Source organism: Mycobacterium ulcerans subsp. shinshuense (assembly GCF_002355775.1).
GTDB lineage: Bacteria > Actinomycetota > Actinomycetes > Mycobacteriales > Mycobacteriaceae > Mycobacterium > Mycobacterium marinum.
Window position 1 is genome coordinate 2,167,164 of the sequence record NZ_AP017624.1, and the last position, 24,876, is coordinate 2,192,039.

The window sequence follows — 24,876 nt, forward strand, 5'->3', positions numbered from 1 at the left end:
GCGGCGGTTGCGCCGCGCCTGCGCTCGCGGCGCCCATATTGCGTTGAGCTTTGGTCCCGATAGCCGGCCCGACGGGCGGCGATGCCGGTGTAGCGTCGCTGAGCATGACGGCAATCGACGGCGGAACCGAAACCACGGAGGAATTCGGCGGCAGAATTGTCGCGGCCATCGACAGCGCCGGTTTGACGATCTTGCTCAGTGTCGGACATCAGACCGGGCTGCTGGATGTCATTTCTCAATTGCCGCCGTCCACTAGCGCCCAAATCGCCGAGGCGGTGGGCCTCGACGAGCGCTATGTGCGGGAATGGCTGGGCGGGATGACGGCCGGGCAGGTGATCGAGTACGACGCCGAGACGGCCACATATTCGCTGCCCGAACATCGCGCGGCCATGCTGACGCGGGCCGCCGGCCCGAACAACCTGGCCCGCGTGACGCAATTCATCTCACTGCTCGGAGAGGTCGAACAGAAGGTGATCGCCTGCTTCCGGGAAGGGGGCGGTGTGCACTACACCCAATACCCGCGCTTTCACACGCTGATGGCCGAGATGAGCGGCGAGGTATTCGACAGTGCGCTGGTCGACGTGATTGTGCCGCTGGTCGAGGGCCTTCCCGAACGCTTGCAGGCCGGCGCGGAGGTGGCCGATTTCGGTTGCGGTAGCGGTCACGCGGTCAACCTGTTGGCGCAGGCATTTCCGAAAAGCCGGTTCACCGGCATCGACTTCTCCGAGCCAGCCATCGCGGCTGCCTCCCAGGAGGCGCAGCGTCGCGGCCTGTCCAACGCAACCTTTCAATCTCGGGATCTGACCACCCTGGACGATGTCGGGGTCTACGACGTCATCACCGCCTTCGATACCATTCACGATCAGGCGCAGCCGGCGCGCGTGCTGGAGAACATCTACCGCGCGCTGCGGCCCGGCGGCGTGCTGCTGATGGTCGACGTCAAGGCGTCGAGCCGACTCGAAGACAACGTCGGCAACCCGATGAGCACCTACCTGTACACAATTTCGATGATGCACTGCATGACCGTGTCGCTGGCGCTGGACGGCGTCGGCTTGGGGACGGTGTGGGGCAGCCAGCTGGCCACCAAGATGCTGGCCGACGCCGGATTCGAGGACGTGACGGTGGCCGAGATCGAGTCGGACCCGCTGAACAACTACTACATCGCCAGGAAGTGACGAACCGCCACGATGGCTGCTCTGGACGCTCTTGATGATTGGCCGGTACCGGCCGCCGCCGCAGCGGTGATCGGCCCTACCGGTGTATTGGCGACGCACGGCAATGTCGAGAAGGTCTTCGCGTTGGCCTCGGTGACCAAACCGATGGCGGCGCGCGCCGCGCAGATCGCGATCGAGGAAGGCGTCGTCGACCTCGACACCCCGGCGGGCCCGCCCGACTCCACCATTCGCCACCTCCTGGCGCACACCTCGGGCCTGTCAATGCACACCAATCAGGTGCTCGCCCGGCCCGGGACCCGCCGCATGTATTCCAACTACGGCTTCACCGCGCTGGCCGAAGCCGTGGCGCAGGAATCCGGAATCGAGTTCAGTAGCTATCTGGCCGAGGCGGTGTTCGAGCCGCTGGGCATGTCGACGAGCAAGCTGGAGGGCGGCGCGGCCGCGGCTGGGTTCGGGGCCACCTCAACGGTTGGCGACCTGGCGCTGTTCGCGGGCGACCTGTTGCGTCCGTCGACGGTCTCCCCGCCGATGCACGCCGAGGCGATCGCCGTGCAGTTTCCCGGTCTGGACGGTGTGTTGCCCGGATTTGGTGTGCAGCGCCCCAACGACTGGGGGCTGGGATTTGAGATCAAGAGCGCCAAGTCGCCGCACTGGACCGGTATCCGCAACTCGCCGCGAACCTACGGCCATTTCGGGCAGGCGGGCGGCTTCATCTGGGTGGATCCCGAAGCCGACCTGGCGCTGGTGGTCCTTACCGACCGTGATTTCGGGGACTGGGCGCGAGAGCCCTGGCCAGCGCTTTCGGACTCCGTACTAGCCGAATATGCCTAATGCGAACTGCACACTAGCGCAACAGGGGTCTCACAGGGCACAATAGACACGCAAGACATCAAAAATCGCAGAAGTTTCGTCGCAGGCATCCCGCCTATCGGGTTCACCAGGTCGTTGGGGAAGACGTCCCTCGTGGAACCGAAGGAGTAAGAGATGCGTGCATCGAATCAGTTCGCCGACGTGACGAGCGGCGTGGTGTACGTCCACGCCTCTCCAGCGGCGGTGTGCCCGCATGTCGAGTGGGCACTGTCGTCGACCCTGCATGCCAAGGCCAACCTGGTCTGGACGCCGCAGCCGGCGATGCCTGGCCAGTTGCGTGCCGTCACCAACTGGGTCGGGCCGGTGGGCACCGGCGGCCGGCTGGCCAATGCGTTGCGCTCGTGGTCGGTGCTGCGGTTTGAGGTCACCGAGGATCCCAGCCCCGGCGTGGACGGGCAGCGGTTCTGCCACACTCCGCAGCTCGGCTTGTGGAGCGGGGCGATGAGCGCCAACGGCGACACCATGGTGGGTGAGATGCGGCTTCGGACCCTGATGGCGCAGGGGGCGGACACCCTTGCTGCCGAATTGGACTCGGTGCTCGGAACGGCGTGGGACGAGGCGTTGGAGGATTACCGCGACGGTGGCGACACCGGTGAGGTGACCTGGCTCAGCCGCGGCGTCGGCTAGTCCGGCTAGCTGACCGGCACCGCGACCGGTTTGGCCGACAACGGCATATCGACGTTGCCTTTGCACGCGCCGCTGTAGATGTTGGTGTGAAAGACGCCGGTGAGAATTCCGTAGTCGCCGGGCGTGTACACCGAGATGGATTTGGCCGGGTTGTACTCAATGGTGCCGTCCGGCAGTAGACAATCCCAATTCCAGGTCATCTCGCATACCCATTGGGACCCGTTCCAGGTGAATTCGATTGATTGCGGCATGGATTCATTTTTGGGCGGGGGAGGGTTATTCACCGTCGCAGTGCAGACGCCCGCCGAGCAGCTGGAGCTAATGGAGACGCTGGTCCGGTGGGCAAACTCGGGTTGGCTGGCCGCGATGCTGGTGCCGGTCTTCGCATTGGCGGCCAGCGTCAGAATGTAATCCCCATTCCATGCCGCAACTTCACCCGCGTAAGCCGGCGGCGCGAAACACAACGAGACGCAAAACCAAGCCGCTGCCGCGGCTCCAAGTCCGGTTTGGTGAGGCCTCGACATCTTTCCTCCCAGGTGAGCGGCTCTGAGAAAGATGTCGTATTCGGTGCATTAGGTGTTACAGGAAGGGGCGTCGACAGGTCGCCCGAGAATTGGCATCGGCGACCCGGCAGCGCTGCAAATGATTATCGGTCGTTGGGCCGCAATATCTGCAGTGCGCCCGCAACCGCGGAGATATTGGCCGGCAATGGGCACGCGTAGTCACCGTCGGCATACACGTTGATGCCAGGGCATTCAACGTCGATGGACTTGGCTCGTGCGGTGGTCACTTCGTCGAGCTCCACATGAGTGCCCTTGACCACCGTCGGGAACAGCCGCAGGAATCTGCTGCGCGGGCCGGATCGCACCATGGTGATGTCCAGCAGACCGTCGGTACGGTCGGCGTTGGGGCACATCAGCATCCCGCCGCCGTAGCTGCGGGTGTTGCCGAAGGTCGCCAGCGTGAGGTCGGTTTCGATCTCCTCGATGCCGTCGAGCACGAGCCGGAATGGCAATGGCCGCAGCTCCGACAGTTCGACCAGCATCGCGATGTAGTACCGCAGTCGTCCGTGTGGCCAGGTCATCCGGTTGGCCCGGTCGGTTACCAGCGAATCGAAACCGGTTGCGGCCAGGGTGCCAAACCATTTGTCGCACTTGTCTTTGCCGCTGCCGGCCTGAATCCGGCCCAGGTCGATGGTTTCGGTCCAGCCGTCCACCACGATGTCCGCGGCGGCTTCGGCATCCTTTGGGGGAATCTCGAATTCACGTGCGTGATCGTTGCCGGTGCCGGCCGGGATGATGCCCAGCGGGACATCGGTTTCGGCCAGCACCTGCAACGCGTTGGAGATGACGCCGTCGCCGCCGGTCACGACGACCGCATCGGTGCCCTTCTCGACCGCCGCGGCCAGCAGGTAGCGCGCATCCTCGGCGTTTTCACCAACGATCTCGATGACCTCGACGCCACGATGATGCAGCCGGGCGATCGCGTGCTGGGCGGCCTGGACCGCGGCACCATGTCCGGACAGCGGATTGGTCAGGGCGGTCACCTTGCTGATGCTGCGCTGACGTAGTTGCCCTGCCAACGGGTTGACCGGGTTCTCGGGGGTCACGGAATCAGCTTGCCGGGGTTGAGGATCCCAGCCGGGTCCAGGGTGGCCTTGACCGCGCGCAACAGCTGCACACCCAGGTCGCCCACCTCGTCGCGCATCCAGGGCCGGTGGTCGGCGCCGACGGCGTGGTGGTGCGTGATGGTTGCGCCGGTGGCCATCATCGCATCGGATGCGGCCTTCTTGGCGGCCATCCATTGCTCGATCGGATTACCCCGCTGCCCGGCGACGACGGTGAAGTACAGCGATGCACCGGTGGGGTAGACGTGCGAGACGTGGCACATCACCAGCGCCGGGGTGCCCGACTCCGCCAACGATGTGGTGAGTGCCTCGGTAACCGCGGCTTTGACCGCGGCAATGTTGGACCAGTCGGTGGCCGTCTCGAGGGTTTCGCAGAGCGCACCGGCGGCCAGCAATGAATCGCGCAGGTAGGGAGCGCTGAACCGGCCATGCTCCCAGCTCTGGGCCGGGCCTTCACCCAGCGACTTGCCGCCATGGGCCTCCAGCGACGCGCGGGTCTCGGCGTGCCTGCTTTCGGTGTGTTCCTTGGTGCCCTCGAACAGGGTCAGCCCCAGACATCCGCCGGTTACCTGGTTTTCGCCGATCGACTCGTGGGTGGCCAGGTTGATCCCGGTTTCGGCCTCATCGGAAAGGCGCACCACGGTCGGGCCGGTGCCGGTCTGGGTGATCGCGCGCAGGGCTGCGACCCCGGTGCTGAAGTCCGGAAACGACCACGCCTCATATCGGGTGGTTTCGGGCACCGGGTGCACCCGCAGCCGCACCTTGGTGATGACACCGAAAACACCTTCCGAGCCGATCGCCAACTGACGCAGGTCCGGACCGGCGGCGGAGGCGGCCACCCGACCAAGATCCAGCACGCCTGCCGGAGTGATCATGCGCAATCCGATGATCATGTCGCTGAAGCGGCCATACCCGGCCGAGTCCTGGCCTGAGGACCGGGTCGCCGCGAAGCCGCCGATGGTTGCGTATTCGAAGCTCTGCGGGAAGTGCCCGAGAGAGAAGCCGCGCTCGCCGAGCAGCCGTTCGGCGTCCGGGCCGGTGACGCCGGCGCCCAGTTCGGCGATACCCGAGACTTCGTCGAGGGAGTGCAGTTCGTTGAACCGGCGTAGGTCCAGCGAGATCACGGCGCTGAACTGGCCGCGGTTGGGGTCCAGCGCACCGGTCACGTTGGTGCCGCCCCCGAACGGGACGATCGCAATGCCCTGATCCGAGCAGTACCGCAGGATCTCGGCAACGGCCTGGTCGTCGCCGGGCAGCAGGACCGCGTCTGGCGCATCCTGGATGCCGGTGTCCTTCCGTCGCAGCATGTCGGGGGTGGACTTGCCGCCAGCGCGCAGCAGCCGGTCGCGGTCGGCGGTGCGCATGTATTCGGGCCCGACAATCTTGGCCAGCGCATCCTGATCGCTTTGCGACAACGCGCACGGGCGCAGCTTGACCTGGTCGGCGCCGAGTTCGGCTTCGCCTGAATCCTCAAGGCCCACCACCTGCTTCAGGAGGGCCCGGATGCCGTCGGAGAGCGGCTTGGCTGCGGCGGGATCTCCCCACGCGTTCCATTTCATCGGTGGAAGGAGTTCCTCAGGATGCGTCATGCGTTACAATGTTACACATGCCGTCAATGAGTAATGCTCCCGAAGATATTGGGGACCGCATACTTCAGGCGGCCGCGAGCTGCGTTCGCGACTACGGTGTCGACCGCGTGACCCTCGCCGAGATCGCGCGGCGTGCGGGCGTGAGCCGCCCCACCGTGTACCGCCGCTGGCCGGATACGCGGTCGATCATTTCGGCGCTGCTGACCAGCCATGTCACCGACGTGGTGCGCGCGGTGTCCCTCGACGGCCATGACCGACAGACCGTGGTACGGCAAGTGGTCGCCGTGGCCGATCGGCTCCGGGGCGACGAATTAGTCAAGGCACTCATGCACTCGGACCTGGCCCGGGTGTACATCACCGAGCGTCTCGGCGCCAGCCAGCACTTCCTGCTCGAAGGACTTGCGGCGCGGCTGCAAGTCGCCCAAGGAACGGGCAGCGTCCGCGCCGGCGATCCCCGCAGACTTGCGGCCATGGTCTTGCTGATCACCCAGTCGACCATCCAGTCGGTGGACATCATCGATCCGATCCTCGACTCCGAGGCCCTGGCCGCAGAACTCACCTACTCACTGAACGGATACCTGGCCTAATGCCTGACTCGACCGCACTCAACGCCGCTCGCCGCAGCACCGAACTCACCGCACTCGCTGACGGCGAAGCGCTGGACGTCCTCGTCATCGGCGGCGGCATCACCGGTGTCGGTATCGCCTTGGATGCCGCGTCGCGGGGCCTGCAAGTGGCCCTGGTAGAAAAGCATGACCTGGCATTCGGCACCAGCCGGTGGAGCTCGAAACTGGTGCACGGCGGGCTGCGGTATCTGGCGAGCGGGAACGTCGGCATCGCCCGCCGCAGCGCCATCGAGCGCGGAATTCTGATGACGCGCAATGCCCCGCATCTTGTTCACGCGATGCCGCAACTGGTCCCGTTGCTGCCGTCGATGGATCATCTCAAGCGTGCCCTGGTGCGGACTGGGTTCCTGGCCGGTGACGCGTTGCGGATGCTTGCGGGCACGCCATCCTCGACATTGCCCCGGTCGCGGCGAGTTTCAGCGCAGCGTGTGGTGGAGCTGGCGCCGACCGTGCGGCGTGATGGGTTGACCGGCGGCCTTCTCGCCTACGACGGGCAATTGATCGATGACGCCCGGCTGGTTACCGCGGTCGCGCGCACCGCGGCCCAGCACGGTGCGCGCATCCTGACATATGTTGGGGCGTCCGAGGCCACCGGCACGTCGGCTCGGTTGACCGACCAACGTAGCGGAGAGTCGTTCGACGTGTCTGCGCGCGCGGTGATCAACGCCGCTGGAGTGTGGGGTGGCCAGATCGACCCCGCGCTGAAGCTGCGTCCGAGCCGCGGCACCCATCTTGTGTTCGATGCGAACGCCTTCGGCAATCCGACTGCGGCGCTGACTATTCCGATTCCAGGTGAACTCAACCGGTTCGTGTTCGCCATGCCCGAGCAGTTGGGCCGCGTCTATCTCGGGCTTACCGACGAAGACGCCCCAGGTCCGATTCCCGATGTGCCAGAACCTTCTTCGGAAGAAATCATGTTCCTGCTCGATACGGTCAACACCGCGCTGGGCACCGCGTTGCAGACTTCTGACGTCATCGGAGCCTACGCCGGTCTGCGACCGCTGATCGACACCGGCGAAGGTCGCACCGCTGACGTCTCGCGCGACCACGCGGTCATCGAGTCGCCATCGGGTGTGATCAGCGTGGTCGGTGGCAAGCTGACCGAATACCGTTACATGGCAGAGGATGTGCTCAATCGCGCCATCAGCTTGCGGCAGTTGCAGGCCAACCAGTGCCGAACGCGAGACCTGCCGCTGATCGGGGCGCCGGCCACCCCCGGGCCGGCCGCCGGTCCGGGTGGCCTGCCCGAGTCTCTGGTCGCGCGCTTCGGAGCGGAGACGGCCAACGTCGTCGTGACCGCAACATGTGAGCGGCCTACCGACCCGGTCGCCGAAGGCATCGACGTGACCAGGGCCGAGTTCGAGTACGCGGTCACCCACGAGGGCGCACTGGACGCCGAGGACATTCTTGATCGCCGGACCCGCATTGGGTTGGTGCCCCATGATCGGCAGCGCGTGGTCGGCATCGCCGAGGAGTTTCTGGCGGGGGTCGGCTGACTGGCGAGCAGACGCAGAATCGCACGGCGCCGGCCCGGCGCGTGCGATTCCGCGTCTGCTCGCGGGGGAGGGCGGGGCCGTCAGCTGGCTGCGCGCAGGCGATCGAGGTGGTTGCCGATTCTCTGCACGAGACGGCCGGGCTCGCGTCTGACGTCATCGACGACAATCGGGATGATCGTCCACCCGAGGTCTTGGATCTTGGCCCAGCGGGTCTTGTCCCGCAGCATTTCCACTCGTCCGGCGTGCCAGTCGATGCTGTCGTATTCGGCGGCCAGGCGCAGGTCGGGCCAGGCGAAGTCCACTCGCCACAGCTCGCCATCGGAACCGTGGATCAGATACTGCAGCTCCGGACGCGCCAACCCGCCATCAATCATGACCAGCCGGGTCTCACTTTCCATGGCCGACTCCGCGCGTGGGTCGGCAAGTGGCAGGAGTTCGCGTACCGCAACGATCCCGCGCCGGCCGTGCTGCTCGGCAACCGCGGATTCGATTTGATCGCGAGTGCACTGCATTGACCGCAGCGCGGCATCAAGTGTTGCCAGTGCTCGCGGACGGCGCAGCGCTCTGGCGACCTCCACGGCCGTCCATGCCGGGGCGGTCGCCAGCCGCCCGGCCACCCGCTGCAACCGCGCGCCAATGCGTTGATGAACCATCAGGCCGATCGTGGGGCGCATCCGGACGCCGGGGTCCAGTACGTGGACGGCGGAGCTGCACTCGGTGTCGAACCCGTACAAAGTGGCTGCCGTACCCATGCACGCCACGACCGGCCGGCCCATGAATACGTCGAGTGCGGTCAAGCGGCCCAACAGATTCGGTTCCTCGGCCGCGTAGACGCCATGCCATACCCGCACCAGGCTGCCGTTTCTGACCCGAACATCGAGCTGTTGGCGGGTCATGACCGTCAACAGCTGCGCGGTCGTGGCGAACCCGCCGGATTTCTGCAACAGCGCCTGGGCATCTGTGGGCACTGACCGAGGATGCGAGCAGGGCCTCGGCTTGGCCAGTCAGGCTGGGGATAACTGCGGCGAGCAGACGCAAAATCGCACTGCGCGAAGCACGCGCAGTGCGATTCCGCGTCTGCTCGCGGGAGAAATCAGAGCGGGATGTTCTTGTGGCGACCGCGGCGTGCGGGTGCCTGCGCCAGCGCCTCGGTGAGCCTGCTGCGAGTGTGCGCGGGGTCGATCTTCTCGTCGACCACACCGATGTCGATGGCGCTATCCACACCACCGGCGATCCGCTCGTGCTCGGCGGCCAGCTCGTCGTGCAGAGCCTCACGCTCGTGCTCGGCCGCAGCGGCCAGCTTCTTCTTGTGCAGGATGCCGACCGCGGCCTTGGCGCCCATCACCGCCACCTCGGCGTCCGGCCAAGCGAACACCTTGGTCGCGTTGAGCGAACGCGAGTTCATGGCGATGTAGGCCCCGCCGTAGGTCTTCCGGGTGACCAGCGTGACACGCGGAACGGTGCACTCGCCGAAGGCGTGCAGCAGTTTGGCGCCGCGGCGCACCACGCCGCCCCACTCCTGGTCGACGCCGGGCAGATAGCCCGGAACATCCACAACCACCACCAGCGGGATGCCGAACGCGTCGCACAGGCGCACGAAACGTGCTGCCTTCTCGGCGCTTTCGGAGTTCAGGCAGCCGCCCAGTCGCAGCGGATTGTTGGCCAGTACCCCGACGGTGCGGCCGGACAGCCGTCCCAGGCCGACCACCATCGACGGCGCCCAGTTGGTCTGGAACTCGTCGAAAGGCGTGTCCGCATCAAGGATCGCGGTCACGATCGGATGCACGTCGTAGGCCCGCCGAGCCGACTCGGGCAGCAGCGCGTGGATGTCGGTGTCGCCGGCCTCTGCCTTGCTGCGGTCGAAATGCCCCTGCTGGCAGAACAAGCCGACCAGGCGGCGGCCCCGCTCGTAGGCGTCGAGCTCGTCGTCAGCGACGATGTGGCACACCCCGGACTTCTTGTGGTGGGTCTCCGGGCCGCCCAGCGAGGCCATGTCGACGTCCTCGCCGGTAACACTGCGCACCACGTCGGGCCCGGTGACGAACACCCGGCTTTCCGGTGCCATGACGACGACGTCGGTCAGCGCCGGCCCGTAGGCGGCGCCGCCGGCGGCGAAGCCCACGACCACCGAAACCTGCGGGACATAGCCCGACGCGCGGATCATGGCTTCGAATACCTGACCGACCGCGTGCAGTGCCCGCACGCCCTCGGCCAGACGGGCGCCGCCCGAGTGCCAGATACCCACAATCGGGCTCTGCTCGTCGATCGCCGTGTCATAGGCGTTGACGATGTGCGCGCAGCCTTCGACACCCATCGCGCCACCCATTACGGTGCCGTCGGTGCAGAAAGCAATGGTGCGCACACCGTTCACGGTGCCCGATGCGGCCAGCACTCCGGACCGGTCACGCTCGTGCAAAAGCACCACGGTGCCGTCGTCGAAGAAGTTGCTCAGTCGCAACAGCGGGTCGCGGGGGTCGAGCGACTCGCCAACCGCCTCGGGGGCCATGATTGTCATCGCAGGTCTCCTGTAGTTAACGGGTGTTGCTTGGATGTTAATACCGCCCAAACGTGATTGCCACGTTGTGTCCGCCGAATCCGAACGAATTGTTGACCGCGTACCTGTAATTGCCAGGCCGCGGCTTACCCGCTACCACGTCTAGGTCGATTTCTGGATCGAGGTTGACAAGGTTCAGTGTCGGCGGAACGACCTGGTCCCGCAACGCGAGGACGGTCAAGATCGATTCCACCGCACCGACTGCACCAACCGAGTGGCCCAGAGCGGACTTGGGCGCGTACACCGCCGGCTTGTGGGAGCCGAGGGCGTTGTTGATGGCCCTGCCTTCGGCGACGTCACCGACCTGGGTGCCGGTCGCGTGGGCATTGACATGATCGATGTCGCTGGGCTGCAGGCCCGCGAGCTGGACGGCCCGGGTGATCGCATGTCCGGCGCGTTCCCCGTTGGGGTCCGGCGCGACCATGTGGAAGCCATCCGAGGTGATGCTGGCGCCCATGATGCGGGCCAGGATGTTGGCGCCGCGAGCCTTCGCATGCTCCTCGGTCTCGATTACTATCAAGGCGCCGCCCTCGCCGAACACGAAGCCGTCGCGGTCCTTGTCGAATGGCCGACAGGCACCGGCGGGGTCGTCGTTGTTGGTGGACATCACGATCCGCATGTTGGCGAATCCGGCGATCGGCACCGCCTCGATCCGGGTTTCCACACCACCGCAGATGGCGATGTCGGCCTCACCGAGCACGACTTGCTGCCAGGCGCGGGCGATGGCCTCGGAACCGGACGCACACGCCGACACCGGTGTCATCACACCCGCTTTGGCGTGGCGTTCGAGACCGACGGCCGCCGCGGCTCCGTTGGGCATGTATTTCTGCACGGCCAATGGGGAGATCGCGCGAAACCCACGCACCCGCATTTCGTCGTACCCGAAGACGAGCTCCTCAGCTGAGCCCAACCCGGTGCCGATCGATACCGCCAAACGGTTGGTGTCGACCTCGGGGGATCCGGCGTTCTCCCAAACTCGGCGGCCGATGATGGTGGACATTCTTTGCAGGTAAGCCGTCCGACGCAGTTCGACCCGGGTGAGTTGGTGGTCGAACTCTTCGAGCAGGTGCCCGCCGATGCGAACCGGCAGGTTGAACTCCTCAACGAACGGGTCGTCGAGCGTGCGAATCCCGCTTTGGCTGTCCAACAACAGCTTCCACGTGGTTTCAGCGTCGGTTGCGAGTGCAGTAGTCATGGCAATGCCGGTGACGACTACATGCGGGAACGCTTTCCCGGTAACCAGCTCTGTCATGGGTGTTGCGAAGATTCCTTCCGTATCTGTCCGGCTCCTCTTCGGGCCGTTAGGGGCTTGCTTCGTTGCCGGACACCGTGCTTAGTAGCGCCCGAAAGCGAGCGCCACGTTGTGGCCGCCGAAGCCGAACGAGTTGTTGATGGCGTACTGGAATTCGCCGTAACGCGGTTCGCCTGCCACAACATCTAGATCGATCTCGGGATCGGGTGTCTCGTAGTTCAAGGTGGGTGGGATGACTCCGTCACGCAGCGACAGCACGGTGAGCGCCGACTCGAGCGCGCCGACCGCGCCAATGGAGTGACCCAGTGCCGACTTCGGCGCGTAGATCGCCGCGTTCTCGCACCCCGCCACCCGGATGGCGTTGGCTTCGGCGGAATCACCGATCGGTGTCGCCGTTCCATGCGCGTTGACGTGGTCGATGTCCTTGGGGGACAAACCGGCCAACTCCATGGACCGCTGCATCGCCCGGCCGGCACGCACACCGTCGGCGGCAGGAGCCACCATGTGGAACGCGTCGGAGGTGATACCTGCACCCATCAGCCGGGCCAGCGGCTTGGCGCCACGGGCCTTGGCGTGCTCCTCGGTCTCGATGAGCAGGAGCGCACCGGCCTCGCCGAACACGAAACCATCACGGTCCTTATCGAACGGCCGCGAGGCGCGCTCGGGTTCGTCGTTGCGGGTGGACATGGCCCGCATCATGGAGAACGCCGCGATGGGCAGCGCCTCGATGGGGCCTTCGACGCCACCGCAGACGGCGACGTCGGCATCACCCATGACGATCTGACGCCATGCGTGGGCGATGGCCTCCGAACTCGACGAACACGCCGACACCGGAGTGATCACCCCGGCGCGGGCGCCCAGCTGCAGACCAACGACCGCCGCGGCACCGTTGGGCATGATCATCTGAACGGTCAGCGGGGACACCTTACGGGGCCCGCCCTCGTTCATCAGGTCGTAGCTCTCAACGATGCGCTCGGCGCCACCCAGACCGGTACCAACCACGACGGTAAACCGGTCCGGATCGACCTCGGGGCTGCCGGCGGACTCCCAGAGTTGCCCGCTCAGGAACTTGGCCATGCGCTGGACATACGACATCCGTCGCATGTCCAGCCGGCCCATGTGGTTGTCCACCGGATCCTTGAGGTGCCCACCGATCTTGACCGGCAGGTCCCACTTGGTGAGGTATTCGTCATCAAGGACGTGGATGCCGCTCTCGCCGGCCAACAGGCCCTTCCACGTGCTTTCGATGTCCGGCGAGATCGACGTCGTCGCTGTGACGGCGGTTACCACAACGCTGGGGTAACCGCCATTAGCAGTGGAAGGCTTGGTCACTTGCTCTCTGCTTCCAGCCTCGCCTTGACGTTGGCGGCAGCCTCGGGGTTCTCGGTCTCGAGCTTGGCACGCAGGGCCTCGGCAGCCTCGGGGTTCTCTTCCTCGAGCTTCTGGATGTAGGAGACGACGTCACCGACGGTACGCAGACCGGCGAGGTCCTCGTCGGGGATCTTCACGCCGTACTTGTCCTCGGTCTGCACGGCGATCTCAACCATCGACAGCGAGTCGATGTCGAGGTCGTCGACGAACGACTTCTCCGGGGTAACTTCCGACGGCTCGATACCGGTGACCTCTTCGATGATCTCGGCGATACCGGCGATGATTTCTTCCTGACTGACGGCCACGACTTGTTTCCCTTCGTAATATGTTGTGTGTAAATCGAATTGACGTGCTTTGGTTCTGGACGTAACCGGTGGCTAGAGGTTTGCCAATTCGTCCAGATCTGCGGGTGACTTGACGGCGTGCGTCGGAACCCCCCGAAGTTCGCGTTTGGCGATGCCGGTGAGGGTGCCCGCGGGGGGGAACTCCACGATCGCCGTGACACTGTGCTCGCGGATGGTCGCGGTACACAGGTCCCATCGGACCGGCTGAGTGAGCTGCGAGACCAGAGTCTGCATCGCCGCAGCCGCAGATGTGACCGGCTTGCCGTCGCGGTTGGACAGCAGCGTCGCGGTGGGCTCAGCGGTGGCGATGGCCTCGGCCGCCGCGGCGTACCCCTCGAGCGCGGGAGCCATGAACTGGGTGTGGAACGCTCCGGCGACCCCCAGGGCGCGTACTCGGGCCCTCGCTGGTGGGTCCTCGGCGAGCTTCTCTAGCGCGGTCAGGCGACCGGCGGCAACGATCTGGCCGGCGGCGTTGCGGTTGGCGGGGACCAAGTCGAGTTGTTCGAGGCGGCTCAGCACCTCGTCCTCGGTGCCGCCCAGCAGGGCGGACATGCCGGTCGGCTCGGTGGCGCACGCCTTGGCCATCTCCGCGCCGCGGGTGGCGGCAAGCGAGACAGCATCGTTGGCGGCCATCACGCCGGCGATCGCGTAGGCCGCGATTTCGCCGACCGAGTGCCCGGCCACGATCACTTCTTGGTCGTTGAGCAAGCCCCGCCTGATCAGCTCTTGGTGGGCCAGCAGGGTGGCCGCAACGATCAAGGGCTGAGCAACCGCGGTGTCGGTGATCTCCTCCGTCGTCGCGGTGGTGCCCAAGCGGGCGAGGTCCAGGCCGCTGGCCTGCGACCAGGAGGCGATCTGGTCCGCCGTGCCTGGCAGTTCCAGCCACGGCGACAGCATTCCCTGGGTCTGGGAGCCCTGTCCGGGCGCAAGCAACGCAATCACGTGTCTAAGAGAACACTGTGAAGATGGTTTTGCGCGGTGTAACAGATTATAAACCTCGTCTTAGGTTTTTGTGGGGACCCTACAAAACAGCTCGGTAAGCTACATGTTTGAGATCGCCCCGCGACTTGTGCTCTAGGTCACTATTGGCTCAGGTCGGGTCTTTATGGCCCTTCCGTACCCCTTCTGACCGGGAGTGGAACCGGCGTGATGGTGTTGTTGGCGGCGCCCGACGGCGGCGTTGGGTAGTTCAGTTGGCCCACCGTCGCGGCCACTCGAAGGACATAGGCATCGCGTGGCTGAGTCGGATCACGCCCGGTGAACTCGGTGATCCGCTTGAGTCGGTAGCGGATGGTGTTTGGATGAACGAACAACTTCCTGGCACAAGCCTCAATAGCACCGCCACAATCTAAGTAAGCGTCCAGTGTCTCGATCAGCGTTGGACCGGCATCGGCCAGCGGTCGCATCACGTCGGTGTGCAGCGCCACGATGGCCGACGCGTCACCCATCAGGGCTCGTTCGGGCAGCAATTCCCGGGCCAGCACGGGGCGCGGGGCTCCGCGCCAGCCGGCCACCGCATTCATGCCGGAAATTGCCTCGCTGGCGCTGTGATAGGCCGCCGTCAGCATGGGGGCGGTGGGGCCGATCACCACGGGCCCGTCGGAAAAGGCCTCCAATAGGTCTTTAAAGACCTTGTCGGTGGGGGACAGGTGGCCGGACACGATCGCCACCAACCAGGTGCCGTGCACATCGGTCAGCGCCGCTCGGCCGTGCTGGGCGGCGGCGTCCCGGACGTCCTGGATGGCCCGTTCGCTGCCGTCGGAGCCGTCGCGCGCCGATGCCGGCGTGCCCACGACCACCGTCGCCGGAGCGGTCGTGTCCCAGTTCAGTGCCGCCGCCCGCGACAGTAGTTCGGGACCCGTGTCGCCGCGTACCACCGCGTCGACCACGCTGGCCTCCATCCGGCTGTCCCAGGTGCCGCGCGCTTCGGCGGCGTCGGCATAGGCCGAGGCGGCGGTGAAGGCCAGATCCCGGCTGTATTTCAGGATGCCCACCGTCAGGGCGGTCAGCTGCTCTTCGGATCGAGCCAGCAGCGGCACCACTTCCTCGAAGAACTCCATGGTGACGCGCACCATGTCCACGGTGTGGCGCAGCGCGATGCGTCGGGTCAGGTCCTGGGGTACCAGTTCGAACGCCTGCGCTGTGTAGCTGACGTCGCTGCGCGGATTCTGCATCCACTCGGCGAAGTTCACTACTGCCGTCTGCACCACCAGTGCCACGCTGGCGCGCTGGGAGGCTTCCAGGTCAGCGAAGAACGGCAGCCGCTCCTGCATGGCCGAGACCGCCTCGGTGGCCAGCCGGCCGGAGTACTGCTTCAACCGCCGCAGCAGGGAATCGGGCACGGTTTCCAGGAGTTCCAGCGGCGATCTTGCAGACCCAAGTCGCGCGATCGCGGAAAACTGGTTGTCGTTCACGCCTAAAAGCTACGCCTGATTTCTAGAAGAACCTGCTAAAAGTTTTGCGAGCCGGGCGTCGATCGTCACGCCAGCGTGGCGGTCGCCGCCGTGCGTCACACTGGCGTGACGCACGGCGACGAACGGCCGGGGGTTATGCGACGCCGGAATCCGAGGTCTGCTTCGGCGCGGCCTGCACATCATCGATCCGGTACTGACGGGCGGCGGTGACGGCCATCGACTCATCGATCTCACCGTCGCGGGCCAGCGCCTCGAGCACCGCGACCACCTGTGACTCGGCATCGGTGTTGAAGTAGCGGCGGGCGGCGGGCCGGGTGTCGGAGAAACCGAACCCGTCGGTGCCCAGGGTGACGTAGGTCCCGGGCACCCAGGGCCGGATCTGCTCGGGCACCGCGCGCATCCAGTCCGATACCGCGACCACCGGGCCGCTGGTGCCTTCCAGCGCCGTCGTCACGTAGGCGACACCGGCGGGTTCACCGGGGTGACGCAGCCGGTGACGTTCGACGGACACCCCGTCGCGGTTCAGCTCGCTCCAACTGGTCACCGACCACACGTCAGTCGCGACGTCCCACTCGTCGGCCAGCATCTGCGCCGCCTTCAGCGCGTCGGGCATCGACACCCCGGAGGCCAGCAGCTGAGCCTTGTGCGCGCACTGTTTGGTCGCCGCGCGGTAGCGGTACATGCCGCGCAGCACGCCCTCGGGATCGAAGTTCTCCGGCTCGGCCGGCTGCACATACGGCTCGTTGTAAACGGTGATGTAGAAGTAGATGTTCTCCGGGTTCTCCCCGAACATCCGAGACAGGCCATTTTCGATGATGTAGGCGAGCTCGTAGGCAAACGCCGGGTCGTAGGAGACCACCGCCGGATTGGTCGCGGCCAGCAGCAGCGAGTGGCCATCGGCATGTTGCAGACCCTCACCGGTCAGCGTGGTGCGTCCAGCGGTCGCACCCAGCACGAACCCGCGTGCCATCTGGTCGGCGGCGGCCCAAAAGCTGTCGCCGGTGCGCTGGAACCCGAACATCGAATAGAAGATGTAGATCGGGATCATCGGCTCGTTGTGGGTCGCATACGAGGTGCCGGCCGCGGTGAAGGAGCCCACCGACCCGGCTTCGTTGATGCCCTCGTGCAGGATCTGGCCGACGTGGCTTTCCTTGTACGCCAGCATCAGTTCCGCGTCGACGGCGGTGTACAGCTGCCCATTGCGGTTGTAGATCTTGAGCGACGGGAACCAGGAGTCCATCCCGAAGGTGCGGGCCTCGTCGGGAATGATCGGGACGATCCGATTCCCAATGTTCTTGTCGCGCAACAGTTCTTTGAAGGTACGGACCAGGGCCATGGTGGTGGCGACCTCTTGTTGTCCGGACCCCTTCTTGAGCACCTTGTAGGCGTCGGGGCCGGGCAGGGTCAGGGTCTTGGCCTTGGTCGGGCGCTCGGGCAGGAACCCGCCCAGGGTGCGGCGCCGGTCAAGCATGTACCGGATCTCCGGGGCGTCCGAGCCCGGGTGGTAGTAGGGCGGCAGATAGGGGTCCTCGTCGAGCTGGGCATCGCTGACCGGGATGCGCATCGAATCCCGGAACCGCTTGAGGTCGGCGAGGGCAAGCTTTTTCATCTGGTGCGTGGCATTGCGGCCCTGGAAGTGCGCGCCAAGCGAATAGCCCTTGATGGTCTTGGCCAGGATCACCGTCGGCTGACCCTTGTGGTCGACGGCGGCGCGGTAGGCGGCATAGACCTTGCGGTAGTCGTGGCCGCCACGCTTGAGGTTCCAGATCTCCTGGTCGCTCATGTTGGCCACCAGGGCCTTGGTCCGGGGGTCGCGGCCAAAGAAGTGGTCGCGCACGTAGGCGCCGTCGTTGGCCTTGTAGGTCTGGTAGTCGCCGTCGGGGGTGCTGTTCATCAGGTTCACCAGCGCGCCGTCGCGGTCGGCGTGCAGCAGCGCATCCCATTCGCGGCCCCAGACCACCTTGATCACGTTCCAGCCCGCGCCGCGGAAGAAGGACTCCAGCTCCTGGATGATCTTGCCGTTGCCGCGGACCGGGCCGTCCAGGCGTTGCAGATTGCAGTTGATCACGAAGGTCAGGTTGTCCAGGCCTTCCAGCGCGCCCATGTGGGCCAGTCCGCGGCTTTCCGGCTCGTCCATCTCGCCGTCACCCAGGAAGCACCACACGTGCTGATCGGAGGTGTCCTTGATGCCGCGGTCGTGCAGGTAGTGGTTGAACCGCGCCTGGTAGATGGCGTTGAGCGGACCCAGGCCCATCGACACGGTCGGGAATTCCCAGAAGTCGGGCATCAGCCGTGGGTGCGGGTAGGAAGGCAACCCGCCACCGGGGTGGCTGTGCTCCTGCCGGAAGCCGTCAAGCTGATCCGCGCTGAGTCGTCCCTCCAGGAACGCGCGGGCATAAATGCCGGGGGAGGCATGGCCCTGGATGAACACCTGGTCTCCGCCGCCGGGATGCGATTTGCCGCGGAAGAAGTGGTTGAAGCCGACCTCGTAGAGGGCCGCGGACGAAGCGTAGGTCGAGATGTGGCCACCGACGCCGACGCCCGGGCGTTGTGCGCGGTGCACCATGATTGCCGCGTTCCACCTGATCCAGGTCCGGTAGCGGCGCTCGACATCCTCATCGCCGGGAAACCATGGCTCCAACTCGGTGGGGATGGTGTTGACGTAATCCGTTGAGGTCAATGACGGGATGGCGACGCGTTGTTCGCCCGCCCGCTCGAGCAGTCGCAGCATCAAATAGCGCGCCCGCGCCGGTCCGGAGTGCTCCAAGAGTGCGTCGAATGACTCCAGCCATTCCGAAGTTTCCTCGGGGTCAATATCGGGCAGGTAGGACGCCACGCCTTCGCGAATGACCCGAACGCGGTCGGGTTCGCTTGCGCTGCTTGAGGTTTTGGCAAGATCGTGGCGGACGAACTCGGTGGTCAAACTTCCGCTCCTGTAGTCGGCGGGCTATCGGGTGGGGTGATCGTCTTCCTATCGTGCCGCACCGACGTTTCGAGTAGATAGCCGCCGTCCGGTCGATGCCGTGAGATGGCTCCGATGGCCGCTGTGACAACGAATTGGATGCGTTGAAGCCAGTCCGAGCCCCGACCCGGTAACGTCACTAGCCGTGCTCATCGGATGGCGTGCCGTTCCTCGCCGGCACGGGGGGGCTTTCTCTGGTTCGCGCGCCCGGCGAGGTGCCCAGGCACTCGGTTGCATCGCGGTGCTGCTGATGGGCATCGTGGGATGCACCAGCGTCACCGACGGCACGGCCACCCCGGACACCAAGGTGGCTCCGGCCTACCGCTCATCGGTATCGCTGTCGATTTCGGCCTCCGCGGCGACTTCGAGCGTGCGCGAGTCCCAGCGGCAACAGTCGCTGACCACCAAGGCGATTCGCACCTCGTGCGAAACCCTCGCCACCACCAGCAAGGAAGCCATCGACAAGGTGAACGAGTTCGTCGGCGCGTTCAATGCCGGACGCAGCATCGGCCCGACCGAAGGCCCGGCCATCGAAGCGCTCAACAACAGCGCTTCTTCGGTTTCCAGCGCACTCAACGAGGCGCTGTCACCGGATATGCGCGACGCGTTCAACGCCTACACGGACGCGGCGCGTTCGGTGGCCAACGCGATCGGCACGCATGCGCCGACGGGGGAGTTCAACAGAAGAGTCGATCAGCTCAACGACACCAAGACCAAGGCTTTGAAGCCTTGCATGGCTTCCTACTGAGGTAGCCGTATTGGTTCGATCATGTTTGTGCGACGATAGTGCGAATCGCACTTTGTGTGAAGGAAAAGGGAGGTTCCACGGTGGTCGCGGCGGATCACGCCCCGAGCTACGCTCGCAAACTGGACATCCAACGAGACCAAGTCGTCCAGGAGTGGGGCTGGGACGAAGATACCGACGATGAGATCCGCGCTGCCGTCGAGGAAGCCTGCGGCAGCGAAATGCTCGATGAAGACACCGATGAGGTGGTCGACGTCGTGCTGCTGTGGTGGCGAGACAGCGACGGGGATCTGGTCGACACTCTGATGGACGCAATCAGCCCGCTTGCCGAGGATGGCGTGATCTGGGTGCTGACACCCAAGACCGGCCAGCCCGGCCACGTGCTGCCGGCCGACATCGCGGAGGCGGCCCCCACCGCGGGGCTGATGCCGACGTCGTCGGTCAACCTGGGTAACTGGGCTGCCAGTCGGCTGGTCCAGCCCAAGTCGCGGGCCGGGAAGCGCTGATGCTTGAAGTCGGAGCCACCGCTCCGGACTTCACGCTGCGCGACCAGAATCAGCAGCCGGTCACGCTCAGCGACTACCGCGGCGCCAAGAACGTGCTGCTGGTGTTCTTCCCGCTGGCCTTCACCGGGATCTGTCAGGGCGAGTTGGACCAGATACGTGACCATCTGCCGCAGTTCGAGAACGACGACACCGCGGCGGTCGCGATTTCGGTGGGGCCACCACCCACCCACAAGATCTGGGCCACCCAAAGCGGATTCACCTTCCCGGTGCTGTCGGATTTCTGGCCGCACGGCGCGGTCAGCCAGGCCTACGGTGTGTTCAACGACACAGCCGGCATCTCCAACCGCGGGACTTTCGTGGTCGACCGGGCGGGGATCATTCGGTTCGCCGAGATGAAGCAGCCCGGTGAGGCCCGCGATCAGCGGCTGTGGACGGATGCGTTGGCGGCATTACAGGCCTGAGCGGGCCAAGATTTTTGGGTGTTGACGTCTCGGGCGTGTAGCCTGCGGCGGGCATAGGGCGCGTAGCTCAGTGGTAGAGCTCTGGTTTTACACACCAGCGGTCGGCGGTTCGATACCGTCCGCGCCCACCAAGTTCGTTCAGCGGGGGATCGCACCGGGTTTGGCCGTTGGCCGGCCCGTCGTACCCGTGGGTGCACCATCGGCCACCGGATTCCTCGGCGCGCCAACCTCGGCGGCCAGGGCACTCAGTTCGGCCGCCAGTTCGTCGGCGAGGTGCCAGACGTCGGGCAGCAATTCGCGATCGGCGGTGAGCCCGAAGTCAAGCCGGTCCTGGTAGCTGAGCAGGGTGATGCTCAGGCCCATCCCGTCGAGCAGGACGTTCACCGGGTGTTGGGACACCACCCGGGCTCCCGCGCAGTACAGCGGGTCCGGCGATCCCGGGATGTTCGAGATCGTCACGTTGAATGGCGGCCTTATCCAACCCGAGCCGGTGGTCATCGAGATCACCCGGGCGGCCCGGGTCAGCAGCGCCGGGGGAACGGTGTGGTTCGCCTCGGTGAGCAGCTTGGCGGGGATGGCGCGGTGCCGTTCCTTGGCCGCCCGCATGACCTGGTGGGCGGAGATCAGCCGGGTGCGGGCATCGGCCTGGTCGGTGGGAATCGGCACGATCATCGAGGAGATCTGGTTGCCGTACTGTCGCTCGCCGGTGCGCACCGACACCGGCACCATGGCAACCAGGGGAGTCGCCACGTCGTCGCCCCGAGCGATCATGCGTCGCCGTAAGGCCCCGGCGCACACGGCGACCACGACATCGTTGACGGTTGCGCCGGGCACGGCGAACTTGGCGGCCTTGATCTGGTCTAGCGGCAACGACCCGAATGCGAATCGCCGTTGTGCCGAAATCCTGCCGCCGAAGGAGACTTTCGGGGCAGCGGCCCGAGGGTGCTGCAGATTGCGACCGTCTTTGTTGCGGGTGGCGAGCCGTTCGGCGCGGTCGGCGACTTTGGCGATCACGGCGGCACCGGGCAGGTGGCGCATGGTGGGGAGTTGATCGATATGGCGCAGCATGGGCGGCAGACCCCGCACCATTCGCGCGGGCTGAACGGGCAACGAGGCGAGCGCGCGCGCCAGCAGCCCGGCGTCACTGGATGCGTTGCCGATCGCGGTGCCGGTCGGGGGTTTTTCGAGCTCCGGCCCGGCGTCCGGGAAGGGAACGGTGTCCAGCAGCGCGCCCAGCAACTCCATGCCCGAGACCCCGTCGATCACGCTGTGGTGCAACTTGGTCACCAGCGCGACGCGGTCGCCGGCCAGGCCGTGGATCACGTGGAGTTCCCACAGCGGTCGAGCCCGATCCAGCGGCCTCGACGCGATATCGGCGACGGCCCGGCCGAGTTGTTCGTCATCCCCGGGTGTGGGGAGCGCGCTTTCCCAGAGATGCGAATCCAGATCGAATGTGTCGTCCTGCACCAGCACGGGATAGTCGATGCCGAACGGGACCTCACGCACCCGCCAGCGCAACGGCGGCATCAGGTCGATGCGCTGGGCCAACAGGCCGCGGATCCGCTGCCCGTCCAGTCGCAGGCCATCCGTGGTGGTGGCCTCGACGATGGTGAGCTGACAGACGTGAGAATGGTTGCGGCCGTCCTCCATCGCGAAGAATTGGGCATCAACGCTGCTGAGCCGTCTCATTTGCGGCCTCCTCGGGGCTTGCGCACGCTCTGCTCGAGCACAGCGAGTTCCGCGCCGAACGCATCGGCGAGGCGGTCCAGGTCCTTGACCAGATAGCGGTCACCCACCAAGCCGATTTCCAAACGATCGGTGTAGCTGAAGACCGTGACGTTCAGGCCTAGGCTGTCGCTGATCGTGGACACCGGGTAGTGCTCGCAAACCCGTCGGCCCGCGCAGTAGAGCGGCGACCGGGGGCCCGGCACATTGGAGATGACGAGGTTGGCGACCGGAGAGAGCGCGTCGCTGGCCGCGACGGCCGTCATCGCGCGCATCGCCGGCCCGAACAGCACCGGCGGGACCAGATCATTGGCATCGCGCATCAACGAGGCCGGCACCGCCTCATTGCGGCGTTTGGCCGCACGCAGCTCCTTGCGGCACCGCTGCAGGCGAATCGCCGGATCGGTCACGTCGGTCGGCAATGCCGCCAGCATGGTGCCCACCTTGTTGCCATACGTTCCGAACTCGGCTTCGGCGCGAACCGACACCGGGATCGCCGCCACCAGCGGCTGTTCGGGAAGTTCACCGCGATCGGCGAGCCAGCGGCGCAGGGCACCGGCGCACAGGGTGACGACGACATCGTTGACCGTCGCCTCGAAGTGGGTCTTGATCTCCTTGACGTCCTCGAGCGGCAAGCTGGTCAGCGCCACCCGCCGATGCGGGGAGATCTTGCCGTTGAAACCCAGTCTGGGCGCGGTCACCGTCGCGGGGCTGGGTGCCGATGGCCCCCTGCGGATGGGTGCTTGGGCTCGTCGCATCGCGCTCCTCACCGCCGCCACGCCGGGTATCGAGCGCAGGGTTGCGATCTGATCCAAATGGGTCAGCGTGCGCCGAGCCGCGCCCGCGGACTGCCATTGGCGGCGTGGCATGCCCACGATGGTGCGCGCCAACATCCCGAGTTGGCCGGGCTCTTTCTCAGGTCGGTACCGCGGGGCCGGTGGCAGCACCCGCCCCTGCGGCGTGGTGTCGAACATTACGTTGAGCACCTCCCCGCCCGACATCCCGTCCACCGCGGCATGGTGCAGCTTGGTCAACAGTGCGACCTTGTCGTCTTGCAGACCCTGGATCAGATACACCTCCCACAGCGGGCGGGAGCGGTCCATCGGATGGGCCGACAGCCGAGCGACCAACGTCTCGAGTGCGGCCCGGTCGCCCGGGGCCACCACCGCCGTCTCGCGGACGTGGAAGTCGAGGTCCACCTCGCCCTCCACCCACGACGGGTGGCCCAGATCGAGCGGAACGGTGGCCAGCCGCCAGCGCAGCGGGGGCAGTAGGTGCAGGCGGTCGGCCAACAGTTCGGCGATGTCCGCCCGGGTGAGTTCCTTACCGGACTCATCGGTGCGGTCCATGACCGCCAGGCTGGACACATTGGTGACGGTTCGACCATCTTCGGCGGCAAGAAACATGCTGTCGAGACTGGTGAGGGCGCGCATTTTGTCGGAGCTTTCTCGGGAGAGGGGACGGGGTGTTCAGCGCGTCGGGTCGAGCAGGATCTTCGCGTCGTGCGGGTTGTTCCGGAGCCGCTCGAAGGCGTCGGCGACGCCTTCTAACGCGACGGTCCCGGTCAGCAGCGGGGCCACGTCGAAATCGCCGACGGCCAGGTGTGCGAAGGTCTGCGCGAACTCGTCGAGCGTGTAGTACAGCGAGAAGCGGATGTCGAGTTCCTTGGCGATGCATTGGGCGGGCTCGAAGTGATCCGAGCTCATGTTGATGCCCGCCACGCCGATCCGGGTGCCGGGCGGGACACCGGCGATGAGCTGCTGGATCAGGCCGGGGACGCCGACGCATTCGAACGCGACGGTGGGACGAAGCGGCAACTGTCCGAACACGGTGTGCGCGGGTGCCATTCGTGCCGGGTCGTCGGTGACTGCGGCCGCCATGAAGGCCTCGAACGGGGAGTTCTCGTTCGGGTCGAGGACCACGTCGGCACCGAGTTGTGCTGCCAGGGCCCGCCTTTCGGGAGAGAAGTCCGACGCGACGATGGGGCCGACGCCTTTCATCTTGAGCACCGCGATGACGGCGAGCCCGATCGGTCCGCACCCGACCACCAGGGCGACGTCGTCGGTGGTGGTGTCGACGCGGGCCACCGTGCGGTAGGCCACCGCCAGTGGTTCGGTCAGTGCAGCGACCTCGGTCGGCACGTGATCGGGCACCTCGATCAGCAGTGGTTCGGACAGCAGCATGCGCTCGCTGTAGCCGCCGGGTGCCTCAGGGCCGGCGAAGCCCAGGGTCACCTTCTGCTCGCGGAGCAGAAACGGTGCCGAGACCACGCGGCGGCCGACCGGGATGCGTTGGTCGGTGTCGGGTCCGTAGGCCGCAATGCGGCCTACGAACTCGTGTCCGAATACCACCGGACGGCTGAGATCCATCATGTCGAATCCACCCGCGGCCTGGGTGGCCGCGTTGAATTCCGGGCCGTGGGCCGCGCAGTGCAGGTCCGATCCGCAGATGCCACAGGCCAGCACATCGACCAGCACCTCGCCGGGGCCGGGCACCGGCTCGGGCACCTCGGCGACCTGCAGCTGGGAGTCC

General features: G+C 66.0%; 22 protein-coding genes and 1 tRNA gene. 9 read left to right on the plus strand and 14 right to left on the minus strand.

Annotated elements, in window-relative coordinates:
- Positions 1-113 precede the first annotated feature (113 nt).
- From SHTP_RS09855 to SHTP_RS09865, 3 genes are all read left to right on the plus strand, one after another.
- Entirely contained in the window at positions 114-1,175 is a 1,062-nt protein-coding gene (locus tag SHTP_RS09855) for a class I SAM-dependent methyltransferase (protein ID WP_085981931.1), read from the plus strand.
- 12 nt (positions 1,176-1,187) lie between these two features.
- On the plus strand, positions 1,188-2,006 hold the full coding sequence (locus SHTP_RS09860; protein ID WP_012394996.1) for a serine hydrolase domain-containing protein: 819 nt from the start codon (positions 1,188-1,190) through the stop codon (positions 2,004-2,006).
- A gap of 153 nt (positions 2,007-2,159) precedes the next feature.
- Positions 2,160-2,672 carry a DUF3145 domain-containing protein gene (locus tag SHTP_RS09865; RefSeq protein WP_011739477.1) on the plus strand — a complete coding sequence of 171 codons (513 nt, stop codon included), beginning with the start codon at positions 2,160-2,162 and terminating at the stop codon, positions 2,670-2,672.
- 5 nt (positions 2,673-2,677) lie between these two features.
- Here the strand turns inward: SHTP_RS09865 and SHTP_RS30100 are convergent, their stop codons facing one another.
- The 3 genes from SHTP_RS30100 to SHTP_RS09880 form a co-directional block, all read right to left on the minus strand.
- A complete protein-coding gene (locus SHTP_RS30100; protein WP_096370471.1) occupies positions 2,678-3,196 on the minus strand; it encodes an Rv2253 family sensor-like surface protein in 519 nt (172 codons plus the stop codon).
- Between the two features lie 122 nt (positions 3,197-3,318).
- A complete protein-coding gene (locus SHTP_RS09875) occupies positions 3,319-4,254 on the minus strand; it encodes a diacylglycerol kinase (RefSeq protein WP_172900659.1) in 936 nt (311 codons plus the stop codon).
- 23 nt (positions 4,255-4,277) lie between these two features.
- A complete protein-coding gene (locus SHTP_RS09880; protein ID WP_096370473.1) occupies positions 4,278-5,858 on the minus strand; it encodes an FAD-binding oxidoreductase in 1,581 nt (526 codons plus the stop codon).
- A gap of 47 nt (positions 5,859-5,905) precedes the next feature.
- Here SHTP_RS09880 and SHTP_RS09885 point away from each other — a divergent pair, with 47 nt between their 5' ends.
- Both SHTP_RS09885 and SHTP_RS09890 read left to right on the plus strand, forming a co-directional pair.
- Positions 5,906-6,475 (plus strand): TetR/AcrR family transcriptional regulator, encoded by a 570-nt coding sequence (locus SHTP_RS09885; protein ID WP_096370474.1) that lies wholly within the window; start codon positions 5,906-5,908, stop codon positions 6,473-6,475.
- Positions 6,475-8,010 (plus strand): glycerol-3-phosphate dehydrogenase/oxidase, encoded by a 1,536-nt coding sequence (locus SHTP_RS09890; RefSeq protein ID WP_096370475.1) that lies wholly within the window; start codon positions 6,475-6,477, stop codon positions 8,008-8,010. Before SHTP_RS09885 ends, SHTP_RS09890 begins: the two co-directional genes overlap by 1 nt.
- Positions 8,011-8,090: 80 nt before the next feature.
- Here the strand turns inward: SHTP_RS09890 and SHTP_RS09895 are convergent, their stop codons facing one another.
- The 8 genes from SHTP_RS09895 to aceE all read right to left on the minus strand — a co-directional run bounded on the left by SHTP_RS09895 (position 8,091) and on the right by aceE (position 18,868).
- On the minus strand, positions 8,091-8,978 hold the full coding sequence (locus SHTP_RS09895; protein WP_197706237.1) for a type IV toxin-antitoxin system AbiEi family antitoxin: 888 nt from the start codon (positions 8,976-8,978) through the stop codon (positions 8,091-8,093).
- Positions 8,979-9,103: 125 nt separating this feature from the next.
- Positions 9,104-10,525 carry an acyl-CoA carboxylase subunit beta gene (locus SHTP_RS09900; RefSeq protein WP_096370476.1) on the minus strand — a complete coding sequence of 474 codons (1,422 nt, stop codon included), beginning with the start codon at positions 10,523-10,525 and terminating at the stop codon, positions 9,104-9,106.
- A gap of 37 nt (positions 10,526-10,562) precedes the next feature.
- Positions 10,563-11,816, minus strand: a complete 1,254-nt coding sequence (gene kasB / locus SHTP_RS09905) for a 3-oxoacyl-ACP synthase KasB (RefSeq protein ID WP_197706238.1) — start codon at positions 11,814-11,816, stop codon at positions 10,563-10,565.
- An 81-nt stretch (positions 11,817-11,897) separates the two neighbouring features.
- Complete coding sequence (gene kasA, locus SHTP_RS09910) at positions 11,898-13,148, minus strand: 3-oxoacyl-ACP synthase KasA (protein WP_096370478.1); 1,251 nt, start codon at positions 13,146-13,148, stop codon at positions 11,898-11,900.
- Complete coding sequence (gene acpM, locus SHTP_RS09915) at positions 13,145-13,492, minus strand: meromycolate extension acyl carrier protein AcpM (RefSeq protein ID WP_011739486.1); 348 nt, start codon at positions 13,490-13,492, stop codon at positions 13,145-13,147. Before acpM ends, kasA begins: the two co-directional genes overlap by 4 nt.
- Positions 13,493-13,564: 72 nt before the next feature.
- The gene (locus SHTP_RS09920; RefSeq protein WP_096370479.1) at positions 13,565-14,473 is read right to left on the minus strand and encodes an ACP S-malonyltransferase; all 909 of its coding nucleotides are present in this window, start codon (positions 14,471-14,473) and stop codon (positions 13,565-13,567) included.
- Positions 14,474-14,634: 161 nt separating this feature from the next.
- Positions 14,635-15,945, minus strand: a complete 1,311-nt coding sequence (locus tag SHTP_RS09925; RefSeq protein WP_096370480.1) for a PucR family transcriptional regulator — start codon at positions 15,943-15,945, stop codon at positions 14,635-14,637.
- Between the two features lie 133 nt (positions 15,946-16,078).
- Positions 16,079-18,868: a pyruvate dehydrogenase (acetyl-transferring), homodimeric type gene (aceE, locus tag SHTP_RS09930; RefSeq protein ID WP_096370481.1), complete on the minus strand. Its 2,790-nt coding sequence runs from the start codon at positions 18,866-18,868 to the stop codon at positions 16,079-16,081.
- Between the two features lie 184 nt (positions 18,869-19,052).
- Here aceE and SHTP_RS09935 point away from each other — a divergent pair, with 184 nt between their 5' ends.
- From SHTP_RS09935 to SHTP_RS09950, 4 genes are all read left to right on the plus strand, one after another.
- Complete coding sequence (locus SHTP_RS09935; RefSeq protein WP_096370482.1) at positions 19,053-19,655, plus strand: Rv2240c family protein; 603 nt, start codon at positions 19,053-19,055, stop codon at positions 19,653-19,655.
- Between the two features lie 80 nt (positions 19,656-19,735).
- Positions 19,736-20,158 carry a DUF3052 domain-containing protein gene (locus SHTP_RS09940; RefSeq protein ID WP_015356256.1) on the plus strand — a complete coding sequence of 141 codons (423 nt, stop codon included), beginning with the start codon at positions 19,736-19,738 and terminating at the stop codon, positions 20,156-20,158.
- Entirely contained in the window at positions 20,158-20,619 is a 462-nt protein-coding gene (locus tag SHTP_RS09945; RefSeq protein ID WP_011739492.1) for a peroxiredoxin, read from the plus strand. Before SHTP_RS09940 ends, SHTP_RS09945 begins: the two co-directional genes overlap by 1 nt.
- Positions 20,620-20,675: 56 nt before the next feature.
- Positions 20,676-20,750, plus strand: a tRNA-Val gene (locus SHTP_RS09950).
- A 7-nt stretch (positions 20,751-20,757) separates the two neighbouring features.
- Here SHTP_RS09950 and SHTP_RS09955 read toward each other — a convergent pair.
- Genes SHTP_RS09955 through SHTP_RS09965 form a run of 3 tightly spaced genes read right to left on the minus strand, consistent with a single transcriptional unit; the run spans position 20,758 to position 24,851 of the window.
- The gene (locus SHTP_RS09955) at positions 20,758-22,308 is read right to left on the minus strand and encodes a WS/DGAT/MGAT family O-acyltransferase (RefSeq protein ID WP_096370483.1); all 1,551 of its coding nucleotides are present in this window, start codon (positions 22,306-22,308) and stop codon (positions 20,758-20,760) included.
- Positions 22,305-23,777: a WS/DGAT/MGAT family O-acyltransferase gene (locus SHTP_RS09960; protein ID WP_096370484.1), complete on the minus strand. Its 1,473-nt coding sequence runs from the start codon at positions 23,775-23,777 to the stop codon at positions 22,305-22,307. Before SHTP_RS09960 ends, SHTP_RS09955 begins: the two co-directional genes overlap by 4 nt.
- A 36-nt stretch (positions 23,778-23,813) precedes the next feature.
- A complete protein-coding gene (locus SHTP_RS09965) occupies positions 23,814-24,851 on the minus strand; it encodes a zinc-binding dehydrogenase (RefSeq protein ID WP_231991752.1) in 1,038 nt (345 codons plus the stop codon).
- Positions 24,852-24,876 lie beyond the last annotated feature (25 nt).

Coding starts and splice junctions, on each gene's coding strand:
- SHTP_RS09860 (WP_012394996.1), top strand. CDS start 1,188: ATGGCTGCTCTGGACGCTCTTGATGATTGGCCGGTACCGGCCGCCGCC.
- SHTP_RS09865 (WP_011739477.1), top strand. CDS start 2,160: ATGCGTGCATCGAATCAGTTCGCCGACGTGACGAGCGGCGTGGTGTAC.
- SHTP_RS30100 (WP_096370471.1), bottom strand. CDS start 3,196: ATGTCGAGGCCTCACCAAACCGGACTTGGAGCCGCGGCAGCGGCTTGG.
- SHTP_RS09880 (WP_096370473.1), bottom strand. CDS start 5,858: ATGAAATGGAACGCGTGGGGAGATCCCGCCGCAGCCAAGCCGCTCTCC.
- SHTP_RS09885 (WP_096370474.1), top strand. CDS start 5,906: ATGCCGTCAATGAGTAATGCTCCCGAAGATATTGGGGACCGCATACTT.
- SHTP_RS09890 (WP_096370475.1), top strand. CDS start 6,475: ATGCCTGACTCGACCGCACTCAACGCCGCTCGCCGCAGCACCGAACTC.
- SHTP_RS09900 (WP_096370476.1), bottom strand. CDS start 10,525: ATGACAATCATGGCCCCCGAGGCGGTTGGCGAGTCGCTCGACCCCCGC.
- kasB (WP_197706238.1), bottom strand. CDS start 11,816: ATGACAGAGCTGGTTACCGGGAAAGCGTTCCCGCATGTAGTCGTCACC.
- SHTP_RS09945 (WP_011739492.1), top strand. CDS start 20,158: ATGCTTGAAGTCGGAGCCACCGCTCCGGACTTCACGCTGCGCGACCAG.
- SHTP_RS09955 (WP_096370483.1), bottom strand. CDS start 22,308: ATGAGACGGCTCAGCAGCGTTGATGCCCAATTCTTCGCGATGGAGGAC.
- SHTP_RS09960 (WP_096370484.1), bottom strand. CDS start 23,777: ATGCGCGCCCTCACCAGTCTCGACAGCATGTTTCTTGCCGCCGAAGAT.